23 protein-coding genes and 1 tRNA gene are annotated in these 23,908 nt (G+C 37.2%); 14 read left to right on the top strand and 10 right to left on the bottom strand.

The window, feature by feature from the left end; genetic code table 11:
* Positions 1–24: 24 nt before the first annotated feature.
* Both ACMCNP_RS01780 and ACMCNP_RS01775 read left to right on the top strand, forming a co-directional pair.
* Positions 25–210, top strand: coding sequence for a hypothetical protein (locus ACMCNP_RS01780; RefSeq protein WP_419313000.1), 186 nt, complete (start codon positions 25–27; stop codon positions 208–210).
* Position 211: 1 nt separating this feature from the next.
* Complete coding sequence (locus ACMCNP_RS01775) at positions 212–868, top strand: SPOR domain-containing protein (protein WP_419312997.1); 657 nt, start codon at positions 212–214, stop codon at positions 866–868.
* A 9-nt stretch (positions 869–877) separates the two neighbouring features.
* On the opposite strand, the gene ACMCNP_RS01770 is transcribed toward ACMCNP_RS01775, so the two are convergent.
* Entirely contained in the window at positions 878–1,738 is an 861-nt protein-coding gene (locus ACMCNP_RS01770; RefSeq protein WP_419312995.1) for an energy transducer TonB, read from the bottom strand.
* A 151-nt stretch (positions 1,739–1,889) separates the two neighbouring features.
* Between ACMCNP_RS01770 and purC the strand changes: the two genes are divergently transcribed.
* Positions 1,890–2,606: a phosphoribosylaminoimidazolesuccinocarboxamide synthase gene (purC, locus tag ACMCNP_RS01765; RefSeq protein WP_419312991.1), complete on the top strand. Its 717-nt coding sequence runs from the start codon at positions 1,890–1,892 to the stop codon at positions 2,604–2,606.
* Between the two features lie 47 nt (positions 2,607–2,653).
* On the opposite strand, the gene ACMCNP_RS01760 is transcribed toward purC, so the two are convergent.
* Positions 2,654–3,274: a peroxiredoxin gene (locus ACMCNP_RS01760; RefSeq protein ID WP_419312988.1), complete on the bottom strand. Its 621-nt coding sequence runs from the start codon at positions 3,272–3,274 to the stop codon at positions 2,654–2,656.
* Between the two features lie 249 nt (positions 3,275–3,523).
* Between ACMCNP_RS01760 and ACMCNP_RS01755 the strand changes: the two genes are divergently transcribed.
* On the top strand, positions 3,524–4,840 hold the full coding sequence (locus tag ACMCNP_RS01755) for a UDP-glucose dehydrogenase family protein (protein ID WP_419312985.1): 1,317 nt from the start codon (positions 3,524–3,526) through the stop codon (positions 4,838–4,840).
* A gap of 15 nt (positions 4,841–4,855) precedes the next feature.
* Positions 4,856–6,262 carry a mannose-1-phosphate guanylyltransferase/mannose-6-phosphate isomerase gene (locus tag ACMCNP_RS01750; RefSeq protein ID WP_419312982.1) on the top strand — a complete coding sequence of 469 codons (1,407 nt, stop codon included), beginning with the start codon at positions 4,856–4,858 and terminating at the stop codon, positions 6,260–6,262.
* A 4-nt stretch (positions 6,263–6,266) separates the two neighbouring features.
* Here the strand turns inward: ACMCNP_RS01750 and ACMCNP_RS01745 are convergent, their stop codons facing one another.
* Together ACMCNP_RS01745 and ACMCNP_RS01740 are read right to left on the bottom strand one after the other, a co-directional pair.
* Positions 6,267–7,130 (bottom strand): sensor domain-containing diguanylate cyclase, encoded by an 864-nt coding sequence (locus ACMCNP_RS01745; protein ID WP_419312979.1) that lies wholly within the window; start codon positions 7,128–7,130, stop codon positions 6,267–6,269.
* Positions 7,123–8,589, bottom strand: a complete 1,467-nt coding sequence (locus tag ACMCNP_RS01740; protein WP_419312976.1) for a PAS domain-containing protein — start codon at positions 8,587–8,589, stop codon at positions 7,123–7,125. The genes ACMCNP_RS01745 and ACMCNP_RS01740 overlap by 8 nt, the downstream gene beginning before the upstream one ends.
* Positions 8,590–8,801: 212 nt before the next feature.
* On the opposite strand from ACMCNP_RS01740, the gene ACMCNP_RS01735 reads away from it, so the two are divergent.
* A tRNA-Val gene (locus ACMCNP_RS01735) sits at positions 8,802–8,877 on the top strand.
* A 207-nt stretch (positions 8,878–9,084) separates the two neighbouring features.
* On the opposite strand, the gene ACMCNP_RS01730 is transcribed toward ACMCNP_RS01735, so the two are convergent.
* The 4 genes from ACMCNP_RS01730 to ACMCNP_RS01715 all read right to left on the bottom strand — a co-directional run bounded on the left by ACMCNP_RS01730 (position 9,085) and on the right by ACMCNP_RS01715 (position 11,979).
* Entirely contained in the window at positions 9,085–9,942 is an 858-nt protein-coding gene (locus ACMCNP_RS01730; protein ID WP_419312973.1) for a helical membrane plugin domain-containing protein, read from the bottom strand.
* A 26-nt stretch (positions 9,943–9,968) separates the two neighbouring features.
* Positions 9,969–11,108, bottom strand: a complete 1,140-nt coding sequence (locus tag ACMCNP_RS01725) for an NAD(P)/FAD-dependent oxidoreductase (RefSeq protein WP_419312970.1) — start codon at positions 11,106–11,108, stop codon at positions 9,969–9,971.
* A gap of 95 nt (positions 11,109–11,203) precedes the next feature.
* Positions 11,204–11,464 carry a sulfurtransferase TusA family protein gene (locus tag ACMCNP_RS01720; protein WP_419312968.1) on the bottom strand — a complete coding sequence of 87 codons (261 nt, stop codon included), beginning with the start codon at positions 11,462–11,464 and terminating at the stop codon, positions 11,204–11,206.
* Positions 11,465–11,580: 116 nt separating this feature from the next.
* Complete coding sequence (locus tag ACMCNP_RS01715) at positions 11,581–11,979, bottom strand: DsrE/DsrF/DrsH-like family protein (RefSeq protein WP_419312965.1); 399 nt, start codon at positions 11,977–11,979, stop codon at positions 11,581–11,583.
* Positions 11,980–12,521: 542 nt separating this feature from the next.
* On the opposite strand from ACMCNP_RS01715, the gene ACMCNP_RS01710 reads away from it, so the two are divergent.
* The 6 genes from ACMCNP_RS01710 (at position 12,522) to lgt (ending at position 18,287) form a co-directional block, all read left to right on the top strand.
* Positions 12,522–12,800 (top strand): hypothetical protein, encoded by a 279-nt coding sequence (locus ACMCNP_RS01710; protein WP_419312962.1) that lies wholly within the window; start codon positions 12,522–12,524, stop codon positions 12,798–12,800.
* Positions 12,801–12,828: 28 nt separating this feature from the next.
* Entirely contained in the window at positions 12,829–13,011 is a 183-nt protein-coding gene (locus tag ACMCNP_RS01705) for a hypothetical protein (protein WP_419312959.1), read from the top strand.
* Positions 13,012–13,054: 43 nt separating this feature from the next.
* On the top strand, positions 13,055–13,831 hold the full coding sequence (gene lsrF, locus ACMCNP_RS01700) for a 3-hydroxy-5-phosphonooxypentane-2,4-dione thiolase (protein WP_419314339.1): 777 nt from the start codon (positions 13,055–13,057) through the stop codon (positions 13,829–13,831).
* Between the two features lie 58 nt (positions 13,832–13,889).
* Positions 13,890–16,061 (top strand): thioredoxin domain-containing protein, encoded by a 2,172-nt coding sequence (locus tag ACMCNP_RS01695; protein WP_419312956.1) that lies wholly within the window; start codon positions 13,890–13,892, stop codon positions 16,059–16,061.
* 146 nt (positions 16,062–16,207) lie between these two features.
* Positions 16,208–17,401 (top strand): C40 family peptidase, encoded by a 1,194-nt coding sequence (locus ACMCNP_RS01690; protein ID WP_419312953.1) that lies wholly within the window; start codon positions 16,208–16,210, stop codon positions 17,399–17,401.
* Positions 17,402–17,429: 28 nt separating this feature from the next.
* Complete coding sequence (gene lgt, locus ACMCNP_RS01685) at positions 17,430–18,287, top strand: prolipoprotein diacylglyceryl transferase (RefSeq protein WP_419312951.1); 858 nt, start codon at positions 17,430–17,432, stop codon at positions 18,285–18,287.
* 5 nt (positions 18,288–18,292) lie between these two features.
* Here lgt and ACMCNP_RS01680 read toward each other — a convergent pair whose 3' ends face one another.
* Together ACMCNP_RS01680 and ACMCNP_RS01675 are read right to left on the bottom strand one after the other, a co-directional pair.
* Complete coding sequence (locus tag ACMCNP_RS01680; protein WP_419312948.1) at positions 18,293–20,158, bottom strand: KUP/HAK/KT family potassium transporter; 1,866 nt, start codon at positions 20,156–20,158, stop codon at positions 18,293–18,295.
* A 214-nt stretch (positions 20,159–20,372) separates the two neighbouring features.
* Positions 20,373–20,765: a DUF302 domain-containing protein gene (locus ACMCNP_RS01675; RefSeq protein WP_419312945.1), complete on the bottom strand. Its 393-nt coding sequence runs from the start codon at positions 20,763–20,765 to the stop codon at positions 20,373–20,375.
* 342 nt (positions 20,766–21,107) lie between these two features.
* On the opposite strand from ACMCNP_RS01675, the gene ACMCNP_RS01670 reads away from it, so the two are divergent.
* Positions 21,108–22,616 carry a hypothetical protein gene (locus tag ACMCNP_RS01670; RefSeq protein WP_419312943.1) on the top strand — a complete coding sequence of 503 codons (1,509 nt, stop codon included), beginning with the start codon at positions 21,108–21,110 and terminating at the stop codon, positions 22,614–22,616.
* Positions 22,617–23,000: 384 nt separating this feature from the next.
* Entirely contained in the window at positions 23,001–23,888 is an 888-nt protein-coding gene (locus tag ACMCNP_RS01665; protein ID WP_419312940.1) for a sulfite exporter TauE/SafE family protein, read from the top strand.
* Positions 23,889–23,908: the final 20 nt, after the last annotated feature.

The raw sequence follows: 23,908 nt of genomic DNA, 5'->3' as shown, positions 1-23,908 counted from the left end.
AAAAATAGGGGATATAAAAAATATATGGACGATAATGTTGTTTTATGTGCCGTATGCGCTTGGAGAGGTGTTTGTAAAAAGAGACATAATATTTCCGGAATAGAGATTTTTGACTGCTCCGATTTCGCGAGGGATGTTTCTCTTGCCGTATCCGGTTTTGACGAACTGCTTTCCATTATAAATAATTTTAAAAATAATAGGGTAAATTGATTTGAAAAAGGATAAATTTACCGCAGTTATCGTATTTTTGGTAATTTTATTTATAGTTTTCGTTTTTGGGTTATTTGTTGGGAGAAAATTATCGCCTAAAAACTCTAAAGAAGGCACAATAAAGGAGTCTGCCTTAAAAAGTGAACTGAAGATTTCCAACCTGCAGAGAAATAATAAAAAACCACCTGTTTCCGTAGGCGGTATAAAATTCGCACCTATTTCAAAATTGGTTTCGCTTAAAAAAGGAAACGTTCCGGTATCCGTTAAAAAGACATCCCCTATCGCTAAGCCCAAGGCTGCCAAAGTGAAAATTAAGATAGTTTACGTTAAAAAGCCCGTCTATATTTATAAATATAAAACTAAAAATAGAAAGGTTTTATTGAAGCGAGGCAGGGTATCGCATGTCGGTTCAAAAATTTATACGATCCAGGTAGCTGCGCTTTCAAAATATTCCGAGGCCAAGGCATTTGCCGATAAACTTGATGCTATGGGTTTTTTTGCCTACGTTCTTCCCGTTAAAATTTCAGGAAAGTCCGGTAAGATAATTTATCAGCAGGTAAGGGTCGGGAAGTTTTCGACCCTTAAAGGTGCTGAATCCATAGAGAGCATAATCTCAAAGAAGTTTAAGGTAAAGCCGTATATCATAACGGTACATTGAATATGATTTTTAATAGGCATAAAAGTTAGAGAACTCGTAAATAAAGGTTCCTATTATATTAAGCCTATTTATCTTCCAGTAGTGCGGAAACGGGTTGTACCTTGCCGCATCGTATATTGCCCGCACGGCTGCCTTGTCAAGCATTTTTTTCCTCGACGATTTTAGAATGCGTACGTTGTGTATAGAGCCGTTTTTATTGATAGAAAACTCTATTACGAGCGTTCCCGATACACCTTCTCTTCTTGCCCTGTAAGGATACTCCCATACGTTTTCTATTTTGTTTTTAACGTGTAGTAGATATGAAGCATATTTTATAGTCGTCGTATTGAGATTGACGGTTGCCGACTTTATGCCGCGGGACGGATTTCTTATTCCGGTACTTTTAACGTTTTTTGTCTTCAAGTTAAAAAATTGCTTTTCCGTAGGAAATAGACTGCGCAGGTGCTGACCGCGTTCGGGCATAACGGCTTTACTGCGGGATATTATATGCGAATTACTCATGATCCTGTGGGATTGTACGACCGTTCCATTTCCTCTATGATTTTGGGCGTATTTTTCATGAAAAGGCGCAGGCGGTGCATAGGGGACATGCCTCTCCTCCTGTACCGGCAACTTACCTGAAGAAGGCGGCGCGTTTAATCTCGTATTCTTTAGGGCGTAATGGGACTTAATACTTGCCGATTTCGGTTTTTTTATTCTGAATTTCTTCAGGTTTTTCATGAATTGATATGGTTCCACAAGAATAGGTTTTGTGTATTCATGAGTTTTTTTTATTTTTTTATTCGCGTAATTTAACAAAAATAAAATCAGTGCGGAATGCACTATGACGGAGATTATCAGTGCATATATTAGTACTTTATCGTTCTTCATTATTATATTTTTTAGGCATAACTTTTTAGCTGTTTTTGATATAATATTTTAACATTATTCGGATTGATTTTAAATCGTATAAAGGTTAAAATTATAGCGTTTGAATTAATTATATATAAAATAAACACAATAAATGTTTACGGAGGGTGCTTTGGAAGAAAGAGGACTTAGAAAGGTTTACGAGGGTAAAGCAAAAATACTTTATGATTATAACGGTAGCGGGGACAAGTTAATAGCCTACTTTAAGGACGATGCCACGGCGTTTAACGGGCAGAAAAAAGGGACCATTATAAATAAGGGCGAATATAATAATGCGATATCCGTTTCTTTATTTAAACTTTTAAAAAATAACGGCATAGAAAGCCATTTCATCGAGAAACTGTCGGATAGAGAAATGCTTGTGCATAATTTAAAGATGTTCCCCGTAGAGTTTGTGGTCAGAAACTATACGGCGGGCAGTCTCGCGAAGAGGATGAGAGTGGAAGAGGGTGTAAAACTATTATCGCCAGTGGTGGAATTGTATTTTAAGAATGACGAACTTGGCGATCCGATGATTAACGAAACTTACGTAGAGGCATTTGATCTTGGTAAGATTGAGGATGTTTTGGAGGCTAAAGATACCGCTATTAAGATAAACGAAATCTTAAAAAATTTCTTTGATAAAAACGGGCTTTTACTTGTGGATTACAAATTGGAATTCGGCGTTTTAAACGGTAAAACCATGCTTGCCGACGAAATTACTCCTGATACTATGAGGCTATGGGATAAAGTAACGTTAGAAAAAGTCGATAAAGACAGATTCAGGAGAGATTTAGACGGCGTAGAAGATGCTTATAAAAGGATTTACAATATCACGTCTAAAATATGAACTCTATCCCTTATCTATCGGAATAGAGTTCATTATAATCTGAAATTTTATTTTAATGCTTCGTAAACCTTGCCAACTGCGTCCGGTCCCGGTTTAATTGTTTTTTCGCCTTCATGCCATTTTGCCGGACAGACTTCGTCCGGGTGTACGGAAACATATATATTTGCTTCTACCTTTCTGACAAGCTCTTCGGCATTTCTGCCTACATTATAAAAATTTATCTCTGATGCGACCAAGATGCCTTCAGGATTTATTATAAACGTACCCCTTAACGCAAGTCCGGTTTGTTCGTCATAAACTCCGAATATATTGGAGACCTCGCCCGTCGGGTCTGAGCCCATAATAAATTTTACTTTTTCCAGAAGTTTTTCATCCCTCTGCCATGCCATATGGACAAAATGCGTATCCGTGCTTATAGAGATGATTTGCGCCCCCATTTTTTCTAATTCGTCCTGTTTTTCCGCAAAATCGGCCAGTTCCGTAGGGCATACAAACGTGTAATCTGCGGGATAGAATACCAAAACTGTCCATTTGTTGTTTGCTTTAGCCTCTTCTATGCTGAATTTTCCGAATCCACCTGTTTTAGGGTCGTAGGTGTTAATTTCTTCGAAAAACGGTACAGGCTCGCCTATAGCCGCAATACTAAACTCTTCGCAATCTTCGCACATAAATACCTCCCTTTGAATTAAAAATAATGATGGATTTTAGTTTCTAAAGTGAAAGAATAAATAGTAATGACTATTAATTAACATATATTATTTTCTTGAGGATGTCAAGCTGTAAAAAAGATATAGCGATAAATCAAAGGCAGGCGGCGGAAGGTCCGAAAGGCAAATTTACAAATATTTATTTGATAAAAACGGAAAAATCGTTTATATTTATATCTATTCTTAATTTTTCAAGGGAGGTCAAACAAGATGAACATATCTATAATAGGTTCCGGTTATGTCGGGCTTGTAACGGGCGTATGCCTTGCAGATTCCGGCAATACCGTTTATTGCGTGGATAACGACCCGGATAAAGTAAATTCTTTAAATAATGGCGTAATTCCTATATACGAGCCGAGGCTTAAAGAGCTGACGGATAAAAATATAAAAAACAAAAAACTATATTTTACCGACGATTTAGATAATGCGGTCAGAAAAACCGATGCTGTATTTATTGCCGTCGGCACGCCCCCTGCAAACGACGGGGGTGCCGATTTGACAAATGTTTTCAAGGTGGCGAAAGATATAGCTGGTGCCGTAGACGGTTTTAAAGTTATCGTAGTAAAGAGCACGGTTCCTGTCGGAACGTGCAGAAAAGTGGAGGAAATTATAGCTAAAACGACGAGAAACTTTTGCGTTGTATCCAATCCCGAGTTTTTAAAAGAAGGTGTCGCGATAGACGATTTTCAAAGACCGGATAGAGTTGTAGTAGGAATAAACTTTAAAGAGGAAAATAAGAAAGAGGCTCAAGCCGCAAAAGAAATAATCGGTGAGATTTACGAACCGTTTGTAAGAACGGGAGCCCCGATATATTTTATGGATACCAACTCTTCCGAAATGACTAAATATGCCGCAAATGCTATGCTTGCACTGAGAATAACATTTATGAACGAGCTTGCAAACCTATGTTCTTTGGTGGATGCCGATGTGGATGCCGTAAGGATAGGGATAGGTTCCGATAAAAGAATAGGAAAGTCCTTTTTGTTTCCCGGCATAGGATACGGCGGCAGCTGTTTTCCGAAGGACGTAAAGGCGCTTTACCGAACCGCTAAACAACGCGGTTATGAATTTAAATTATTAAAAGCCGTAGACGAGGTAAATGCCTTGCAAAAAGAAGTGCTTATAGATTTTATATTAAAACATTTTAAAGGGAATATAGATGATAAGACCTTTGCTCTCTGGGGTTTATCCTTTAAGCCTAAAACCGACGATATCAGGGAAGCACCGTCCGTGGCCATTATATCAAAACTTCTCTCTTACGGAGCCAAGGTAAGGGCGTATGACCCCATCGCGACTATCAATATGAAAAAGGTTTTTCCGGAAATAGAATATGCGGACGATATGTATGGAGCGCTTGAGGGTGCTGACGGATTAATAATAGTTACCGAATGGAATGATTTCAGGGTTCCGGATATTGATAAAGTTAAAAATGCATTAAAGGAAAAAGTAATATTCGACGGAAGGAATATATACAATAAAAAAAGAATGATAGATGACGGTTTTGATTATTATTCGATAGGAAGATAAAAGGGAGATATATTCATGACTAACGTTGTTCTATGCGGTGGCAGTGGTACGAGGTTATGGCCGATTTCAAGAACCTACTTTCCAAAGCAGTTTTATAAGTTGATAGGAAATATATCCCTGTTTCAGACTACCATTTTGAGAAATGCAGGTTTATGCGACGATTTTTTGATTATAACAAGTAAAGACCAGTATTTTATTGCGCTTGACCAGCTTGAAGAAATAGGCGTTAAAAACTTCAGATTTATCCTTGAGCCTGTTCCGAGAAACACCGCGGCAGCGGTTGCCTTGTCCTGTTTTGATGCCTTGGCCAATAATTCTCGCCAGCTTTTTGTCACGCCATCCGACCATCTTATAAAAAATAAGGATGCGTATAAAAACGTAACAGATATTGCTCGTGATGTTTCCGAAGAAGGAAATATCGTTATGTTTGGCATAAAGCCCGCATATCCCGAAACGGGTTACGGATATATAGAGACTGCTCCGGAAGAAGATACTTCGTTTCTTATAGCCCGAGTAACTTCCTTTAAGGAAAAACCGGATAAAGACACGGCATCCTGTTATATTTCCAAGGGTAATTTTTGTTGGAATAGCGGGATGTTATTGTTCAAGCCGGAGGTGTTATTAAAAGAATTGAGCGAACTGTGCCCCGATATTTATGAATCTTCAATGCGCGCTTACGAAAATGCCGTCAAGGAGGATTCTAAGGTATGGGTCGGAGAGAGTGATATGTCTAATATCAGGGAGGATTCCATCGACTTTGCGCTCTTGGAAAAAACGGGAGTCGTCAAGGTTATTTATTCCGACATCGACTGGTCAGACCTCGGAAACTTCGATTCTATTTATAACGAGTTGGAAAAGGACGAAAATAACAATGTCGTAACGGCAACCGAAGATATACTGAGCATTAACTCCAAAAATAATTTAATAATGTCTAACGGCAGAATGGTTGCCACGATAGATGTAGAGGATTTAATAGTTGTCAATACGGACGATGCGCTTTTAATTTCAAAAAAGGGTTCCTCTCAAAACGTTAAAAAAGTCGTAGATGAATTGAAAAAAAGGAATTCGGAGCTTAGAACACATCACTTGACCGTTTGCAGACCGTGGGGTTCATATACGGTCTTACTTGAATCTAATTCGTATAAGATTAAAAAGATTACGGTCAAGCCCTCAGCGAAGTTATCGCTTCAAAAACATTTTCACAGGTCGGAACACTGGATTGTTACAAGTGGAACGGCATTAGTAAGGGTGGATGATAAAGAAATATTTCTCAAGTTGAACGAATCGACCTATATCCCCATCGGCTCCGTCCACAGGCTTGAAAACCCCGGATTAATTCCGTTAATAATTATAGAAGCCCAAGTCGGCGAATATTTGAAAGAAGACGACATTGTAAGGTTGGAAGACGACTACGACAGATAATTGCTCAAGTAAGCGGTTTGAAAGTTCTTACCCTATTCTTGCCTCTCTCTTTTGCCTTGTATAGAGCCATATCTGCTTTGTATATCATATTTTCGTTTGTGTCGCCGGGCTTGCTCTCCGTCACTCCAAAACTGCATGTAACGTTAATTTTTAGCGGAAAATCATGTACCGCTATATTAAATCTCAATTTTTCGGCAAGTTCCACAGCCTTTTCAAGCCGTGTATTTAGGGCTATAATCATAAATTCTTCCCCTCCGAACCGGGCAAAAAAATCATCCTTTCTTATATTTTTTTCGATTAAAGATACAATTTCCGAAAGAACCGTATCCCCGATCTGATGCCCAAATGTATCGTTGATTTTCTTAAATTCGTCTATATCGAACATTATTAAAGAAAATCTAATGCCTTTAAGTGTCGAGATATTTAAACAGTCTGCCAATTTTTTATCGAATGACCTTCTATTGGGTATCTTGGTTAAACCGTCGAGTTCGGCAAGTTTTTTATAAATATTTTTTTCTTTTAATAATTTAGTCTCATTGACAACCCGCTCATTTACATCGGTAACTATAATGACGCCCGTCCATTTATTTTTAAAAAATGCGGTGGTGGCAAAAATTTCTCCCCAGAAGATGTTGCCGTCTTTTTTCTTTACCTTTAATACATATTTCTCGTTAAAATATTCCCCATTGAGCCTTCTTTTCGTATTCTCTAAAATAAAAGCCCTCTCCTCTTCCCTGGTTTCGATTAAATCCAAAACGCTTAATTCGGCGATCTCTTTTTCGGAATAGCCCAATGATTGCAACCCGTAAGGATTTACGTAGATTATTTTTTCTCTATACAAACCTATTATAGACGGAACGCTATCCATAATTATTTTTAGAGTGTCTCTTTCTTTTTCTATATTTTTTTTGAGGTCGTTTAACTCTAGTAATATCTATAAAACTTGCAAGGGCAGTGTATTTACCCTTGTATTTAACAGTCGATGCGTATATTAAAAGCCATTTTTCGCTGTTTTGCTTTGTTATTATTTTAAACGTATAATTAGAGTTAAACATTCCCCCGTTAAGTCTTCTTCTAATTTGGGACTTTAAGAGTTGTTTGACGTTTTCGTCGACATATATATCCCAGACGTATTTTTGGTAAAGCTCTTCTTTTGGATACCCGATAATCCGCTCGCCTTCAGGGTTGACGTAAACATATTTATCATTGTAAAGAACAATTCCTGATACTAAATTTTCGCTTAGTGTCATAAAAAAATCGGCGGATTCCTTCAGGGAATTTTCGTAAATTATTTTTTCTGTCATATCCTGAATAGAACTTATAAAATATTCCTTGCCGTCAATTTCTATTTTGGAAATTGTTACCTCGACCCTTTTAATATCGTTATTTTTAAGCTTGTGATTGAAGATTTTAGTGACTGGAGGATCTATATTTTTATTGTAAAAATCTTTTCCCGATAGAGCGATATCAACAACGTTCATAGCGGTCAGTTCTTTTTTGGAATAGCCGTAAAACCTTTCTGCGGCTTTATTGACAATTATTATGTCTCCGGTTTTTATATCTGTTATTAGGGATGCGATTGGGTTGTTGCTAAACATCATTTTAAATCTTTTTTCGCTTTTCTTGATCGTTTTAAAAAATTTATTTAAATAATATGTAAATAACATGCCTAAGAAGATAGTTATTATTGTTCCTATAATAAATATCAAGGCAGAGAAGTAGGTTAAACTCGTGATTTCAGATGAAATTTTGTGGTTAAATCGCGATGTAGATAAAATAGGCGAATTAAGAATGTATAAAAAAAGGAATTTTTTAGATAGTTTTAAATAGGGAGAATTACGGTGTTTAATGAATCTTTTTATTATCGGTTTAGAAACATATTCCCAGTGATAATAAGATTTTTTTACATATTCGTCGAAATATCCGAAACTGGTGCCCGTCCGCCGTTTTTTCAGGATATATGGAAACAATGCCAATAGTCCATTATAGTCTTTGTCAGTTTTGTTTATTAGAGTTGTTAATCTATCTAAACGTTTTTCCAGATGATATTCGTAATCACGGGGTTTGTAAGTTTTATAAAAAATAATCTTTTTTGCATTAAAATCTATTTCTGTCAGGTCGTTATTTATTGCCGAGGTTCCCGTAAGTATTTTTGAATATTTATGCACATAATTTCGTATTGGAATAAATGTCTTATTGAATATTATGGATGTAACTATTATCCATAGGATTATTAATAATATTCCAACAATTATTATTGCCTTATCCCTTACGATATGTATAAATTTCAGTTTTTGTTTGGGAGATATAAAAGGGAGAGTAAACATATTTAATCATACAAGTTTAATGTTCATTTTTTAAAAACATCCATATCTTTTACATAACCAATTATAGCAGGTCAAGGAAATAATATATATGTTATTTAATAATTTTTCCTTTTTTAAAGGTAAAGAAACTGTTGACAAAATATGCACAGAGGTGGTAATATATAGTCTCTTAACCGTTTTTGTTTATAATTTTCAAGGATTTACCCTTATTTAGGCACGTAGCTCAGGGGTTAGAGTACTACCTCGACACGGTAGGGGTCGGCGGTTCGAGACCGCCCGTGCCTACCATTTAAAACCTGTATTGCATAGTTCTCCGGCACAAAATAGAAACAGTTCCATTCTCCCGAGCCATATCTTGAGGCAACTCTATTCTTGCCGCTTTTATATAATTTAGAAAATATTAAATATCTGTAATCTTTATATGGTAAGTTGTACGAAAAATCCCGCCGTCTTATATTACAAAAATAAAAAGTGACGGCGGAATGAAGGTCGTAGCTATTCTTTTTTATCGGCGGGTGAACCTATAAATATATCATGCTCGTTTTTTCTTAAATTTTTTGTAATATTTTTAGCTAAAAGTAGCATAAATTTAAGTCCAGCCATAATATCCGGATTCTTCGCCAAAGAAATTAGCGAGAAAATACCACCCTTACGGTATTTTTCATCGGTAGATTCCCTTAATGTCTCTTGAGTGGAGCTGTTGATAGCATTGACAAGCTCTTTCATATCTACTTGTGTTAAAAATGCCTCCACCATAGATAAAATCGTCCCGGTAGATCTCTCGATAAGTCTGTCGGTCATCATTTTTTTTGCCGCGGCTAAGCCGTTAGAAAGCTCGACTAAATCATCAAGTGTTCCATTGTCGATAAATGATTCACCGGTATCTAACAGCGGTTTCAAGTTATAACTCAGCATAAGTTCCGTTAATTCAGTTAATTTCCCGGCAGTTTCCGCCATACGCTCTACCATCGAATCGGTTGCCACTTTGCTAAACCCCGCGACAAAATCCCCCATTTCCTTGAGAGACTGAAGGGTTCCGGATTTTTCAAGTTCGGCAATCTTTTCGATACCGGCCTTCAGGCTTTCCGCCTCCTCACCGGCGGTTCTAATCATAGAAAGCTGTTTCTCGCCGGAAAAACTGTCCATTACAGAAAGACCCGTTGCAATATTATCTGCTAATCTCTGGACCATATAATCCGTGGCGCTTTCTTTCTGAAACTGAAGCATTGTACTAAATTCATCTATGGTATCCAGCCTATCTATAATATTCAACAAATGTTCCAAGGCCTGAGGCTTTTCCGCAAGTTTTTTGGCAAGAGCGGCACCTACATCTATTTTTTCGTTTTCAGCCATGATTTACCTCCTCTTAAATCGTTAAATTAAAGAATTCCCATCGGGGTAAGCCAATAAACCTTGTTATATGTCAATTTAAGCCAGTGTATCAAAGCCGACGGCGCGACCGGATTAGGGGGAGTCTCGTAATTAAACATAACATACGTTGCTTTAGTCAAGCCCGTTTCAATAAAACAGAATACCTTCCCGTCATATCTAAAAGGGGTGAGTCCGTCTCTCAGCTCTGAAGCGATATTTTCCACTATGACGTCCGATTCGAAATGTGCCGTCGAACCTGCCTTGCTTATCGGAAGATTTGTGGTATCGCCTACGACATAAATATTTTTAGAATCTTTCATTTTAAGTGTAAACTTATCGGTCGGAATGAAGCCGCCCTGTCCGAGCCCGGAATCTTCGATTACACCAGCGCCTTTGTGCGGCGGAACAGAGATTAACAGGTCATACTTCAATGTTGTTCCTTCTATGCTGGTAACGGTTTTTTTATTCGGGTCGACTTCCTTCATGTTAAAAAATATTTCCGATTTGATTCCTCGTTTTGGAAATGTTTTAGATGCAAACTGAGCGACAGAATCAATTCCATGGAGTTTTGCTATCGGATAAGTATAAGTATAATCCACTTTATCCCTTATGCCTCTCTGTCTGAACCAGTCGTCGAGCATATATGTAACCTCTAACGGAGCAACGGGGCATTTATGCGGCATGCCTATAGTTAAAACGATTTTCCCGCCTTTAAAATTCATTAATTCATTGCGAAGTTTGAGACATGCATCGAGCTCGTAGAACCAGTGTCCGCCTTCTTTTAATCCGGGTATCATTTCCGGTGCCGGTTTTGAACCGGTTGCGATAACCAATATATCGTATTTCATGACTACGCCGTTTTTAAGGCTAACTTCGTTTTTATCCTTATTTATCCCGACTGCTGGATTGAGATGAAGTTCGACCATGGGGTCAAGTAAACCTCTTTCGTCTCTCACGAGTTCTTCATATTGTTTTAATCCGAAGAGCATGTATAAAAGACCCGGTTGGTAAAAATGTTCTGCCTTATCGGAAATAACGTCTATAATCAGTTCGCCTTTTCTAATCTCGGGTCTCATTTTTTTTGCAAGCAGATTCGCGATAATGGTTCCTCCTACTCCTCCCCCTACGATAATCACCCTTTTAGACATAATAACCTCCTTAAATTTAAATGAAAAAATCAAAACATAGCGGAACATTAACGAGTAAATGCCAAAAACCGCTAAGTTAAAAACATATACCGATTTTATATCTCAATAATCTTTTTTGAAAAGATTCTCCAGTAGTCGGACTCGCTTATAACGCCTAAAAATTCTTGATGGACTTTATTCAACCATTCAGGAACGTCCTTTGCGCTTCCTGCATCACCGGACATTAATTCTATTATAGAACCTACCGGTTGCTGTCTCATCTCTTTTATTAATTCCATAAGCGGTCCCGGGCAATAAGCATCCCTCGCGTCAATCGTAATAGTCGGCTCAATCTTTCTCAATTCTGTTTCCGTCATGATAATACTTGTCCTCCCCCATTAAGTTAATTTTGACTGCAATATATTAATTATCTTTGTCTTTGCCGAACGGCATCAGCCACCTGATTAAAAGCGTTAAAGACAAACAACGACCGTTAGAACGTAATAGTTTCCGCACCGTCCATAATATTCAGGAAAGCTGTGAGTCCTAAATTATCGTCTATAATGTCTATCAAGTCATCCTTTTTTATTTCTAAGACGTCCATTACGAAAGAACAGACATAAATCTTAAGCTCCCCAAGCATTTTAGCTTGCTCGAACAGTTCGTAAAACATCTGCGCCTTCTTTTCTTTTATTTTGCGATAAACTCTTCCCCCCGTAAAATTTTTCTTTTCGACGTTTTCTTTTAAATAGTTATCAACCGCATTCATTGTTATAAAAACGGAAACTTTGATTCCGGAAACTGCGGCAACGGATGCGATCATAGAGGCAATATGAGATTTTTCATATCCTTCCGATTCAATAATAATTGCTAGTCTTTGGTTTTCGGTCATAAATCGTTCTCCTTTTTATGTTTTGTTTTTTAATTTTAAATATAAAATAACGTTATTAAAAATATATCACAATAATTCTAAATCGTGTTTATGTATGAAATTATAATATAATCATTGTTATTTTTGCAATCTTTAACTCCAGAAAAGGTTAAACTGATGTTAAAAATTAATAAAATAGAACCGAAAAACTAACAAATATCCCTCTTGCATCGACAAGTCGGGTAAATATATTTTTATTTTGTTCCCTTATGTTGTTTATAAAGTTTATACCGTTTTATGCTAAGAATACATTGTATATTTAAATTACTCTTTGTTAAAACTTGCATAATATACTATATTTTATCATTATACTATAATATCAGTTATTTTAGGCTTAAGCTTAAATCTAACCTAATAATAATACTTGTTTATATGTTATGTCAATATATTTTTATGTTACTTTAACTATTAGAGTATACATGTAAATTTGGATAATTGGCTTGCCATGTTTGTAAAATGCTTTTTTTATGATATAATCTTTTGAATTAAATAAAACTATAACCATGAAAAAGATTGCCATTATTTTAATGGATACAGGCAGGCATTCCGAGGGATTAAGGATGGCGGCAGGCTTGAGTTTGCTTGACGATAAGGTAGATATTTATTTACTCGATAAGGATTTTAATGTCGAAGATTTGTCGGTTATTGAAAACTACGTCAGTATAATAAGAACTATCGGCATCGGGCTTTATTCCAACTTCAGAAAGGATGAATTCGGCTTTATGCATACCGTAGATATAGGAAGAAAATTTGCGGAGTATGATTATATAATTCCGTATTAATTTTATAACATTTGAAAGATATTTTATTATGAAAAATTTATATCTGATAAAGGAAGAGAGCGGTTTTACCGATACGGTAAGAGAACTGATAGAAGCCGCTACGGCCGAGGACAACGACACGCTTGTCGTTAAGCTTTACGAAGGAGAAGATATTGATTACGATATTTTAATAGATAAAATATTCTATTACGATAAAGTGATCTGTTTTTGATCGATAAACTTATAGTCCGGAGTTAAAAAGGAGGGGAGAAAGCATTATGGATTACGGAATGAAAAACAGATTGGCAAGAATTGTAAAACCGGAAGATGGTAGGACTGTTATGCTCGCGATTGATCACGGCTACTTCATGGGACCTACAAGCGGTTTAGAAAATATAGATAAATCTATTGCACCGCTTTTAGGTTACGCAGACTCTCTAATGCTTACTAGGGGAATATTGAGGAGCAAAATAGATGCCGGCGTAGATATACCAATTGTTTTGCGCGTCAGCGGCGGCACGAGTATATTGAAAGACGATTTATCGGATGAAGATATTACGGTTTCCATGGAAGATGCGATTAGGCTAAATGCAAGTGCCGTAGCTTTGTCTATATTTATAGGCTCTAAAAATGAAAAACAGGGAATAATTAATCTCGCTAAGTTAGTTAATAAGGGGTATGAGTATGGTATTCCCGTCCTTGCGGTTACGGCAGTCGGAAGGGAGATGTCGAGAGACGTCCGCTATCTTTCGCTATCCGTCAGGATTGCGGCAGAAACCGGAGCTAATATCGTAAAGACTTACTATTGCGACGGCTTTGAGAGGGTTGTGGAGACATGCCCCGTACCTATAGTTGTTGCGGGAGGGAAAAAGACCGGCGAACGAGATGCACTTGAACTTGCGTATAATGCCGTAAAATATGGAGCGGCAGGCGTCGATATGGGTAGAAACATATTTCAATCGGAGAAACCGGTTAATATGATTAAGGCCGTAAAGGCGGTAGTTCATGGCGGACTTATGCCGGAAGAGGCTTATAGAAAAATATATTTATAGTAAAATATGCCGGAAAATATTTTGCAAAATTAAGGTCAAAGATAGTTTATAAATATTAGTGAATAACTTAAAAAGTGAAAAAGGTTCCTATTTGAAATCGGCGGTTAATCAGCCGGTCTATTGGTATCCATGGTGCACAGAGGCCTTTGAGAAGGCTAAAGAAAGAGACCTGCCGGTGCTTTTGGACATAGGTGCGGTTTGGTGCCATTGGTGTCATGTTATGGACAGGGAGTCTTATAATGACAATGAAGCAGCGGCTATAATAAACGAAAATTTTATAGCCGTTAAGGTCGATAAAGACGAGAGACCGGAGATAGATTCAAGATATCAGAAAGCGGTTAGCGTTTTTTCGGGTAACGGCGGATGGCCGCTTACGGCTTTTCTAACATACGACGGGTATTTTTTTTACGGCGGAACATATTTTCCTAAAGATGCAAATTACGGTATTCCTTCCTACAAATCTGTCTTAACGGAGATTTCAAAATATTATCGCGAGAATAGAGAGGCTGTTTTTGCGCAGAGTGTAGATTTTTACAATAGAATATTTGAAGAATCCGGGAAATTTTCCATATTTAATATAAATATTAAAAGGATAAACGATGCCATTAAAAAAGATGACTCTATAAATGTAGATTATGTAAAAAAATTTTTGAACGAGGGAGCGCTTGAATTCAAGCTTCATTTTGACGAAGATAACGGCGGGATAGACGAATCCCCTAAGTTCTTTTGTTTTTCTGCATTAGAGCTTCTATTATGGGATTATATAATAAATAAAAACAGAGATTCGTTGTCAAAGGGCGTTTTTACCCTAAAGAAGATTGCTTCAGGAGGGGTATTCGACCATGTAGGAGGGGGTTTTCACCGGTATTCTACAGATAAAAAATGGATAATTCCTCATTTCGAAAAACTTACCGAAGTTAATGCGACCGCATTAAGAATTTATTCATATTATTATAGGTTAACCGGCGATGAAATTTTTTTAAACATTATAAATAGAACATTAAATTTTATAACGGGTGATTTATACGATAGACTCGGCGGCGGTTTTTATGCGAGCGTAGATGCAGATTTAGGAAGCGGCGACGACGGGAAGTTTTTTACATGGACTTTTGACGAACTGAGGGATGTTTTTCCAGATAAGGATGAATTTAATAGGGTGATAAAGCTGTTTAGCTTAGGCAAGGATGGCAGGATGCATATCGGAGATGCGGATTCGTCAGATTTTTCTAATGTTTTATACACGGATAATACTACCGAGACGATAAGCAAAAGATTTTACGATAAAGCCATTGTAAGGCTTAAATCTAATAGAGACAAGAGAAAAAAGCCGTTCGTGGATAAAATTAAATACTCCTCGATAAACGGGAACGTTATTTATTCCATTACGGAATTGAGCAAAACATTTAGTCCGTTCGATCCGAATAGAAAACGGCTTAACGATATAGCCGAACAATCTATTAAGCCTTTTTTGGATATTTTTGAAAAAAACGGAGACGTAGGAAGATTTGTCGGGGAGCCGGGAGGGTCGGTTCTCGAAGATAACGTATATATCATCTTGTCGTTGATAGGTTTGTTCGAAGTTGTATCGAAGCCTTTTTACCTTGTTTATGCAAAAAGGATCGCGGATTATGTTATAAAAAACTATTATGACAGCGATAGGGGCGGTTTTTTCGATATCAGACACACTACTAAGGGCTCTATGATAGGTTTTTTAGGCTACAGAGAAAAAAATATAGCAGACTATTCGGGCTATTCTCAAAATGCGACGGCGCTGATAGCCATATCAAAGCTTTACGTGCTGACGGATGAAGTTCGGTTTAAGAACATAATATTAAAATCGTTTAAGTATTTTATTAATGAAGCAAATATTCTAAAATATAACGCTTCAGGCTATTTGATAAGCTTAGTTCATTATGCACTGAGGGCAAATATAAATATCGTTGCCGGTAAATACGGCGATAAAGCGATTTCGGATTATTTCGATAAAATTTATAGTTTTAGCAAGAATAACGATAAAATAAAAATAAATTTTAATTCTTTTAATATTTTTATCGATACTCATAATAGAGATATAGTAGAAAGCTATGCCGGCTTCGGTAGCTATAAAAAAGGTGATTTGCCTATTTTCGGAGAAATAAATAAAATTATAGCCGAATATGACAGGGTTAAAAAATTCTTAGTTTTTCAATGCGGAGATAAGTCATGTAATGTGAATAGAGATATTACTTGACATAAAAAAATATGTTATAGTAATATACTCAAATGTAAACTCCGAAAACCGAAAGTATCCGGTAGAAAGAGAGAATAGGATATGAACGGTGGTTTTAAATAAAATTATAGAATTAAAATCGGCGTAACATAAATTAGGAGGCGGACATGAAGAGGGTATTATTGCTGCCTATTTTTTTTATAATATTTTTTATTTTAATTTCAAATGCCTATTCTTATGTTAGCATAGTTACGGTTCGGCCTGGGGCCACGCTTTCTCGGATCGCATACATCCATGGTACTACTGTCAGGTCTATAATGTCATTGAACGGTCTTCGTAATTACAGGATATATCCGGGCGAAAGGCTCAGGGTTCCGCCGGCCGGACACTCCGGCTATTACCGCCGCGAAGCTTACTATGGTCGTTATACCGTTCGGTTTGGAGATACACTGTCATTGATAGCGCATAAATACGGAACTTCCGTTGCCGAATTAAGAAGATTGAATCATTTATATTCAAACGTGGTAAGGCAGGGTGCGGTTATTAGGGTACCGGAAAGAAATGCGCATAGAGTTTATCACCCGACTGTAGCCTACATTACGGTTCGGCCTGGGGCCACGCTTTCTCGGATCGCATACATCCATGGTACTACTGTCAGGTCTATAATGTCATTGAACGGTCTTCGTAATTACAGGATATATCCGGGCGAAAGGCTCAGGGTTCCGCCGGCCGGACACTCCGGCTATTACCGCCGCGAAGCTTACTATGGTCGTTATACCGTTCGGTTTGGAGATACACTGTCATTGATAGCGCATAAATACGGAACTTCCGTTGCCGAATTAAGAAGATTGAATCATTTATATTCAAACATGATAAAACAGGGTGCGGTTATTAGGGTACCGGAAGGCTATAAAACTTATAGGGTAGCGGAAAACGATCAAAGCTACGCCGGCGGAAGAAGCGAAAGATTTGGAGCAAAAAATAATTTTATTCTGGGCGAAAAGATTGTTAGCGTAGCATATAGATATTTGGGAGTTCCGTATGTTTGGGGAGGGACGTCGCAATATAATGGAATGGATTGTTCGGGACTTACCCAAAAAGTATTTTCTAAATTGGGTATACCTATTCCCAGAACCGCTGCCGAACAGGCAAGATTGGGCAAATATGTCCCTAAAAATAGACTAAAACCGGGGGACCTGTTATTTTTCAGGACATACGCCCCCTATATTTCACATGTAGGCATATACATAGGTCACGATAAATTTATACAGGAGAATTACAGTGCAGGCAAGGCAACGATAACGGACCTATCTAACACATATTTTGAAAGAACTTACGCGTTTGCAAAGGTCATAAGGTAAATAAAATATAAAATAGAGGGAGCAGACAATGTTCAATTTTAACAACTGGTATGCGCCAAACCCTGTAATATTTTTGGGTAACGTTCCGGTACATTGGTACGGCATATTAATAGGTGCCAGTTTCATTATCGGTATCGCTATAGCGTATTTTAGGGCAAAATCATGGGGCGAAGACCCTGAAAATATAATTAATATTATGGTTTTTGCGATACCAGTATCGATCATATTTGCCCGTATTTATTACGTAGTGTTTGCATGGGGGTATTACGCCGATAACCCGATAAGCATTTTTTATATATGGCAGGGAGGAATTGCGATATACGGAGGAGAAATTGGCGGGCTTTTAACCCTTTTTTTGTATACGCGGATAAAAAAGCTAAATATATGGCTTTATATAGACATGCTGGCCCCGAGTCTTCTTCTCGGTCAGGCAATAGGCAGATGGGGAAATTTTATAGACCAACAGGCATTCGGTTACCCCGTTAAATGGGGAATTCCTATTGCGAAGGCGCTGCGTCCGGTCAATGCTTATACCCCGAAACATTTAATAGTTGGTGTGTGGGGATATCTCTTTCAGGCTGCCTACCCTAAAAACTTGACTATGTATTCACACTTTGAACCATCCTTTTTCTTTGAATCCGTTCCTGATTTTTTCGGGTTTATATTTTTGATGTGGCTTTCAAGGAAAAAACCTAAAGTTGCGGGTAAGATACTCATAGGTTATGCAATATGGTACGGGGCGACCAGATTTTTTACGGAGGGAACACGCATAGATAGTTTATGGCTTGGAAACAGCATAAGAATTTCACAGATGCTGAGCATGCTTGCGATAATAGCTTCCGTAACGATTTTAATTTATAGGCATTATAAATATAAAAATGTATAGACAAATTACATCTTTATTCTTACCATTACGCCGTGTACCTTTTCTGCCGGCAATTTGTAAAACCTTACGAACGATGGGGATAATTTTTTGATCAGCGCAAATATTTTCCAGAATACGTTATTGCTGACTATTTCTTCAAAGCCGTAAAATATAACGGTTTCATCGATATTGTATTTATTTAGCATAGCCTCTACGTCTACGACTTCGGAATACCCCGCCCTTATCGTAAGATGACTGAGTCCCACGCCTATGTCGCTTTTGAATAAACTGTCCGTCCCGTAAGGTTTTGCAGTTCTTTCTATCGATACTAAAATATTTTTTTCGTATATTATATTATTATCCATCATTGTTTTGACTATATACGGAGATACCTTATCGGATAGGCTTGCAAAGAACAGAGAAGTGCCTTTTAATTTGGCGGAATTTTTATAGCGGTCATTATATTCTTTTAAAAATATGTTTAAATCCGTCATTTTATATATATTGTGCAGTCTTTTTTGTCCTTCAGTATATATCATTATAGTGACAAACGGCAACGTAGCTATTATTAGCGCGAAATACCCCCCTTGGAATGTTTTGTATAATAGATTTGAAGTTAAAAACATGATATCCGCAAATGTCGTAACGAGCGAGACGAATAGCATAATAAATTTCTTTTTGTGATAAAAATGAATATTTATTAGAATACCGGTGAAAGCCATAGTGCCGCTGACTGCGAGTCCGTAAGCCATAGCGAGATTATTGGATGTTCTGAAAATTATTATTGCTGTCAAAACGCTTAAAAACAGAAACCAATTTGCAAAACTTATGTATATTTGAGATTGTATTTCGCTGGACTTGTAATCTATTCTTAAAAGCGGAACTATCCTGTTATTTATAAGCTGATAAACTACGGAAAATATGCCGCTTATAACGGCCTGTGAGGCTATTATGGTTGCCATAATACTTAAAACAAGAACCGGAATGTAAAAAAAGTGCGATTGTGAGTAAAGCATCTGAAAAAACGTGTTTGTTTCTGTCTTGTGCATAAGCAGAAAAGCGCCTTGTCCCATATAATTTAAAACAAGCATAATAAATACGAATACCCATGCTTTAGTAATGGGTTCTCTGCCTATATGCCCCATATCTGCATATAGGGCTTCACCTCCCGTTGCCGAAAGGATCACGTCTGATAATACGAATAGGGAAATGATGTCGTGTGTCATTAAACGGCTTACAGGGATGTTACTGTCGAATACGAATCTCAAGGCATAGGCGGGATTAATAACCTTTAATAAGATTTCCGGCGCATAAATCAGTGAAAATAAGCCTGAAATGCCTATGGTTATGAACCATAAAAGCATTATCGGACTGAATATTTTTGCTATTTTTTCTGTTCCCTTATGCTGATACCAAAATAAGATTATCGTAATGGCAACCGAAATTAAAATAATCGTATCGGTAGTTACGTTTTGAAAAAAAGGTATAAGGCTAATACCCTCAACGGCACTCAAAATACTTATGGCGGGCGTGATAACGGAGTCACCTATTAAAAGAGAAAGGGCTATATACGATATAATGGTTATAAAGGTAATTTCTCTTGCCGATTTTGCATATTTTTGTATGATATTTTTAAGGATTATAGTGCCGCCCTCATTTCTTTCGCTTATACCCATGGCAAACCAGACATACTGAACGGTAACTAAAAGCGTTATAGTCCATATTATAAGGGATACTACGCCAAGCACGTTTTCGTTTGTAACTTTTAGATATGCAAAAATGACGGCAATCGTATATATGGGGCTTGTCCCTATATCGCCGAACACGATACCGAGTGCTTTTATCGATTTATTTTCGGATAGGTTCTTTTTGACATTGCATAATATATTCATATTGGAAAATTAAGATAATTCATAGCGTTACTATGGTTTGAGTGCGTGCCGTTTACATAATGGTATATGATACGGCACGGAAAAAGACAGATCGAACGGATCCAAGGTATGCATGTTCGCTCGGCATATATAATGTCATAAATATACTTGCAAAATTAACCTTATAATTTATTCATTGTTTTATTTATGAATTTATAAGGCATGGTATTTTAATTTAAATATTATCTATCGATTTTATTATCTTTTCTTTTACGATAGATGCCTTTTCGTTCATTTCTTTAATGTCGACTAATCCTAAAAGAGTCTCTGGGTTTATAGCGCTGACTACGGTTTCTCCATCCTTGTTTTCATAAACGCATACGTTACATGGAAGCAATAATCCTATATCGTCGCTTACGCCTATGGCCTCCATTGCAATTTTGGGGTTACACATTCCCAAAATGGTGTATTTTTTAAAGTCAGCGCCTATTTTTTCCTTAAGAATTTTTTTAACATCCATTTCCGTTACTGCCCCAAATCCGTTTTCCTTAAAGACTTCTTTGACTCTTACTACCGCATCGTCAAAATCTAATTTAACGGTTCTTGAAATGCCTAAATTTAATGTCATAATTGCCTCCAGTTAATTATCAAACTTTAATTTTATATATATGGATACGTCGATTATTATATGTATTAAATAAGTTCGTGTCAATATCTTCTCGTTTGCTTAAGTCTTGCGATGTAATTTAGTTTTATATTATCCCTTAATGACGGGGTTCTCCAAGCATTGGTCCGCTTATTTTCGGCATGCGGAAACAAAATCGAAACAATTTAACAAAAACTTAACATAAATGTAACGAATATGTAATATTTGTTTGTTAAAATTATATGTGTAAGACATAAGAATCGGGTAAAAAGAAAAATTAGAAGAGATAAACTAAATCAATTAAATTTTTAAAAGGAGGAGATTATGAGTATGGGAGGGTTTTTCAGTTCTAAAAAACAAGATTCGGGCATATTGCCGTATGCGCGACAAACAGCCGTCTTTGTTGCGGTAATTACTCTCGTTGTGGCGTCTGTTTTTATCGGCGGCGCGATTAATACGGCTCATGCCGGTTCAAATAACGGAAACAGCCTAAGTCTTTACGAAAACCCTATAACGGGAGAGGTGTTTTTAAAGCCCGGAAGCGGAAGGAGCAAGCTGAGTAAACACATAACCAAGAAGTTATTCGGCATTAAAAAGGCGGTATCAAACGCGGTTCCTGCATGGACAAAGCACGTAAAGCTCGGAACGACGATTTGGATCGGTTATGGATATTATAATAATACCGGCTTTTCGCAGGATTTACAGCTTGAAGAAAATCGTCCCGGACCGGGCAATAACAACTATAATGCTTTTAACGTAAACAGGGGTTATATAAATTTTGTCTTTAGAAAAAACAAGAAATGGTTCTTAAGGGTTACGCCTAATATCCACAGAGGGCAGGACGGCAGTGCGTTTATACGTTTAAAGTATGCCTATCTACAATTTAACAAAATTTATGATGCAAACGGGTTAACCATGAATTTAAAAGTCGGACAGACCACGACCCCGCTGATTGCATGGGAAGATGGCCTTCTCGGCTACCATTTTACGGAAAGAACGCCTTATGGCTTTCTGGGTGTTACTTCTACGCAGCCCGGTATAAGTATTACCGGAAGGTACAAAACGGATGGAAGGGTTTATATGGCATATAATGCCGGATTTTTTAATAGCGGCGGATGGCATAATAATGAGGAAGCGGAACAGAAATCGCCGCAAATAAGATTGGACATTTATCCTTTCGGCGCCGATTCTAAGCTTAATGGTATCGGGATAAGCGGTTATTACGCATGGGCACAACAAAATACGTTTTTCCCGGCAGGAGAAAATCATCCTACGGCGAGAGCGGCGGCAATACTTCATTATAAAACACCCGACTCTGTAATCGTATTACAGTATGATTACGCCATTAACCAATTGGGAGGTTTCGGCAACATCAATAATTCAAAGGGAAGCTGGTGCGGAATAGGAGCAAATACTTCGTCTCCCGGCGTGTACGGGTGTAATCTGTCAGGTGCTTCGCTCCCGTTTAATCCGAGTAAACTCGGTACTTCACCCCATAATACCGAACATGGCTTGGACGCATTCGGTTATTATAATATCCCTAATAGTAAATTCGGTCTTTTTGGTCTTATACAGAGGTATTATTATTCAACTCCGCAGACGGATTCAGCCAATTTCAAATATGGAAATCCTTATGATTTTCAGAGGGTCGTAGCGGGCATAGGATATCATTTTAATAAGCATATAACCTTTGCGATAGACGAACAGAACTACCGGTTCCTCAATGCAAAGGATTACAGGGATCTGCCGTCTACATCCCCTATGTATATAAACTATGGTCAGTGGATGGGAGATACCAATGCAATATTGGTTCAGGTTAGAATAGCATTTTAATTTTGATATAAGGTTTTTATCCATCACCTCCTGAAATGCCCGCTTAAAGGCGGGCATTTTTATGTAATCGGTTGCATTTTATAATTAGATGTCTTATGATAATATAAGGTTTTAGTTCTTAATATAAACATTAGTTGAGGGTTGATATCGCATGGATTGCGGATGAAGATTTTATATAAAAACCCGGGTCGGTTTTTTCCTATCATATTTATTACCTTCTTTATCACTGCTTGTTAATTATTTACATATCCGTATTATTTCATTTTTTTTATTGTTTTCCGTTGATTTTGTTTTTAAATATTCGGTTTTTTCTCCTGAAGTATTTTATTTTTCGTATAAATTTCCATATAACGATAAAAACTTACAAATAGAGGAGGAACGCTTATGCACATAGTAATCTATTATTTAGTGGCCTTTTTGTGGGCGGTATTCACCGGGTTCATATTTTCTTCTATAGGTGCCGCCGGCGGAATACTTGCAAGTTTCGGATTCATAACGGTCTTGAATATTCCGGTCGCAAATTCGGTAAAAGTGATGAGTCAGATTTTGGTCATTATCTCGCCATTGATCGCTCTTCCGGTTTATTTCAGACAGAAAAGGATTCAGAGTTTAAAAAAGGTTTTGTTTTATGTGGGCTTTACGATGGCTTTCGGAGCCATAATGGGGGCTATTTTTGGCTCGTGGCTTTCAAAAAATTATCTTTTCGAACTTAAATCGTTTAAATATCTCTTCGGTTATTTAACGTTCATAGTGACGGCGTTAATGATATATAAGATTGTGAAACAAAGGATTAAAAAATCCAAAAAAGGCAACGTTGAGGGTAGTAAGAATCAGGATATGTCGGATGTCACCTATATAGGCAAATTCTCTTTTAAAAAGATCAATTTTAAATTTATGTCAGAGGAACACTCGTTTAGTCCGCCTATTTTATTTATTGCCGGTTTTTTAATCGCGATAGTATCATCCATTTTCGGTGTAGGCGGGGGGTTTTTAATCGTTCCGTTTTTGACCGATATAAACGGGCTTCCGGCTTTCTTAGCGGCAGGCACAAGCATATTAGTGGTATTGATTGCGTCTATCGTAAGCGTATCTAATTATGTCAGGATGGGAGTTCATATTATAGTCCCGGTTCTTTTGGTGGAGATTGCCGGGATCATATTGGGTTCCGTATTGGGTCCGAAAATTTCCGGTCGTTTAAATGAAAAATGGCTAAAATACACACTGATAGTTTTACTTTTTTTTATCGGTTTATTTTACGTGTTCAAGCCGTAATCATAATATCATGATATAAT

It is taken from the genome of Candidatus Acidulodesulfobacterium sp. H_13 (assembly GCF_048541835.1).
Lineage (GTDB): Bacteria > SZUA-79 > SZUA-79 > Acidulodesulfobacterales > Acidulodesulfobacteraceae > QIJE01.
This window is presented reverse-complemented; position numbering and strand designations above follow the sequence as displayed.

What these genes read in the sequence shown, in the direction of transcription:
- ACMCNP_RS01715 (WP_419312965.1), bottom strand. Translation starts at nt 11,979, where the DNA reads ATGACCGAAAACCAAAGACTAGCAATTATTATTGAATCGGAAGGATAT.
- ACMCNP_RS01665 (WP_419312940.1), top strand. Translation starts at nt 23,001, where the DNA reads ATGCACATAGTAATCTATTATTTAGTGGCCTTTTTGTGGGCGGTATTC.
- ACMCNP_RS01770 (WP_419312995.1), bottom strand. Translation starts at nt 1,738, where the DNA reads ATGAAGAACGATAAAGTACTAATATATGCACTGATAATCTCCGTCATA.
- lgt (WP_419312951.1), top strand. Translation starts at nt 17,430, where the DNA reads ATGTTCAATTTTAACAACTGGTATGCGCCAAACCCTGTAATATTTTTG.
- ACMCNP_RS01720 (WP_419312968.1), bottom strand. Translation starts at nt 11,464, where the DNA reads ATGACGGAAACAGAATTGAGAAAGATTGAGCCGACTATTACGATTGAC.
- ACMCNP_RS01755 (WP_419312985.1), top strand. Translation starts at nt 3,524, where the DNA reads ATGAACATATCTATAATAGGTTCCGGTTATGTCGGGCTTGTAACGGGC.
- ACMCNP_RS01675 (WP_419312945.1), bottom strand. Translation starts at nt 20,765, where the DNA reads ATGACATTAAATTTAGGCATTTCAAGAACCGTTAAATTAGATTTTGAC.
- ACMCNP_RS01750 (WP_419312982.1), top strand. Translation starts at nt 4,856, where the DNA reads ATGACTAACGTTGTTCTATGCGGTGGCAGTGGTACGAGGTTATGGCCG.
- ACMCNP_RS01710 (WP_419312962.1), top strand. Translation starts at nt 12,522, where the DNA reads ATGAAAAAGATTGCCATTATTTTAATGGATACAGGCAGGCATTCCGAG.
- ACMCNP_RS01760 (WP_419312988.1), bottom strand. Translation starts at nt 3,274, where the DNA reads ATGTGCGAAGATTGCGAAGAGTTTAGTATTGCGGCTATAGGCGAGCCT.
- ACMCNP_RS01740 (WP_419312976.1), bottom strand. Translation starts at nt 8,589, where the DNA reads ATGTTTACTCTCCCTTTTATATCTCCCAAACAAAAACTGAAATTTATA.
- ACMCNP_RS01725 (WP_419312970.1), bottom strand. Translation starts at nt 11,108, where the DNA reads ATGTCTAAAAGGGTGATTATCGTAGGGGGAGGAGTAGGAGGAACCATT.
- ACMCNP_RS01730 (WP_419312973.1), bottom strand. Translation starts at nt 9,942, where the DNA reads ATGGCTGAAAACGAAAAAATAGATGTAGGTGCCGCTCTTGCCAAAAAA.
- ACMCNP_RS01670 (WP_419312943.1), top strand. Translation starts at nt 21,108, where the DNA reads ATGAGTATGGGAGGGTTTTTCAGTTCTAAAAAACAAGATTCGGGCATA.
- ACMCNP_RS01745 (WP_419312979.1), bottom strand. Translation starts at nt 7,130, where the DNA reads ATGGATAGCGTTCCGTCTATAATAGGTTTGTATAGAGAAAAAATAATC.
- ACMCNP_RS01780 (WP_419313000.1), top strand. Translation starts at nt 25, where the DNA reads ATGGACGATAATGTTGTTTTATGTGCCGTATGCGCTTGGAGAGGTGTT.
- ACMCNP_RS01690 (WP_419312953.1), top strand. Translation starts at nt 16,208, where the DNA reads ATGAAGAGGGTATTATTGCTGCCTATTTTTTTTATAATATTTTTTATT.
- ACMCNP_RS01680 (WP_419312948.1), bottom strand. Translation starts at nt 20,158, where the DNA reads ATGAATATATTATGCAATGTCAAAAAGAACCTATCCGAAAATAAATCG.
- ACMCNP_RS01705 (WP_419312959.1), top strand. Translation starts at nt 12,829, where the DNA reads ATGAAAAATTTATATCTGATAAAGGAAGAGAGCGGTTTTACCGATACG.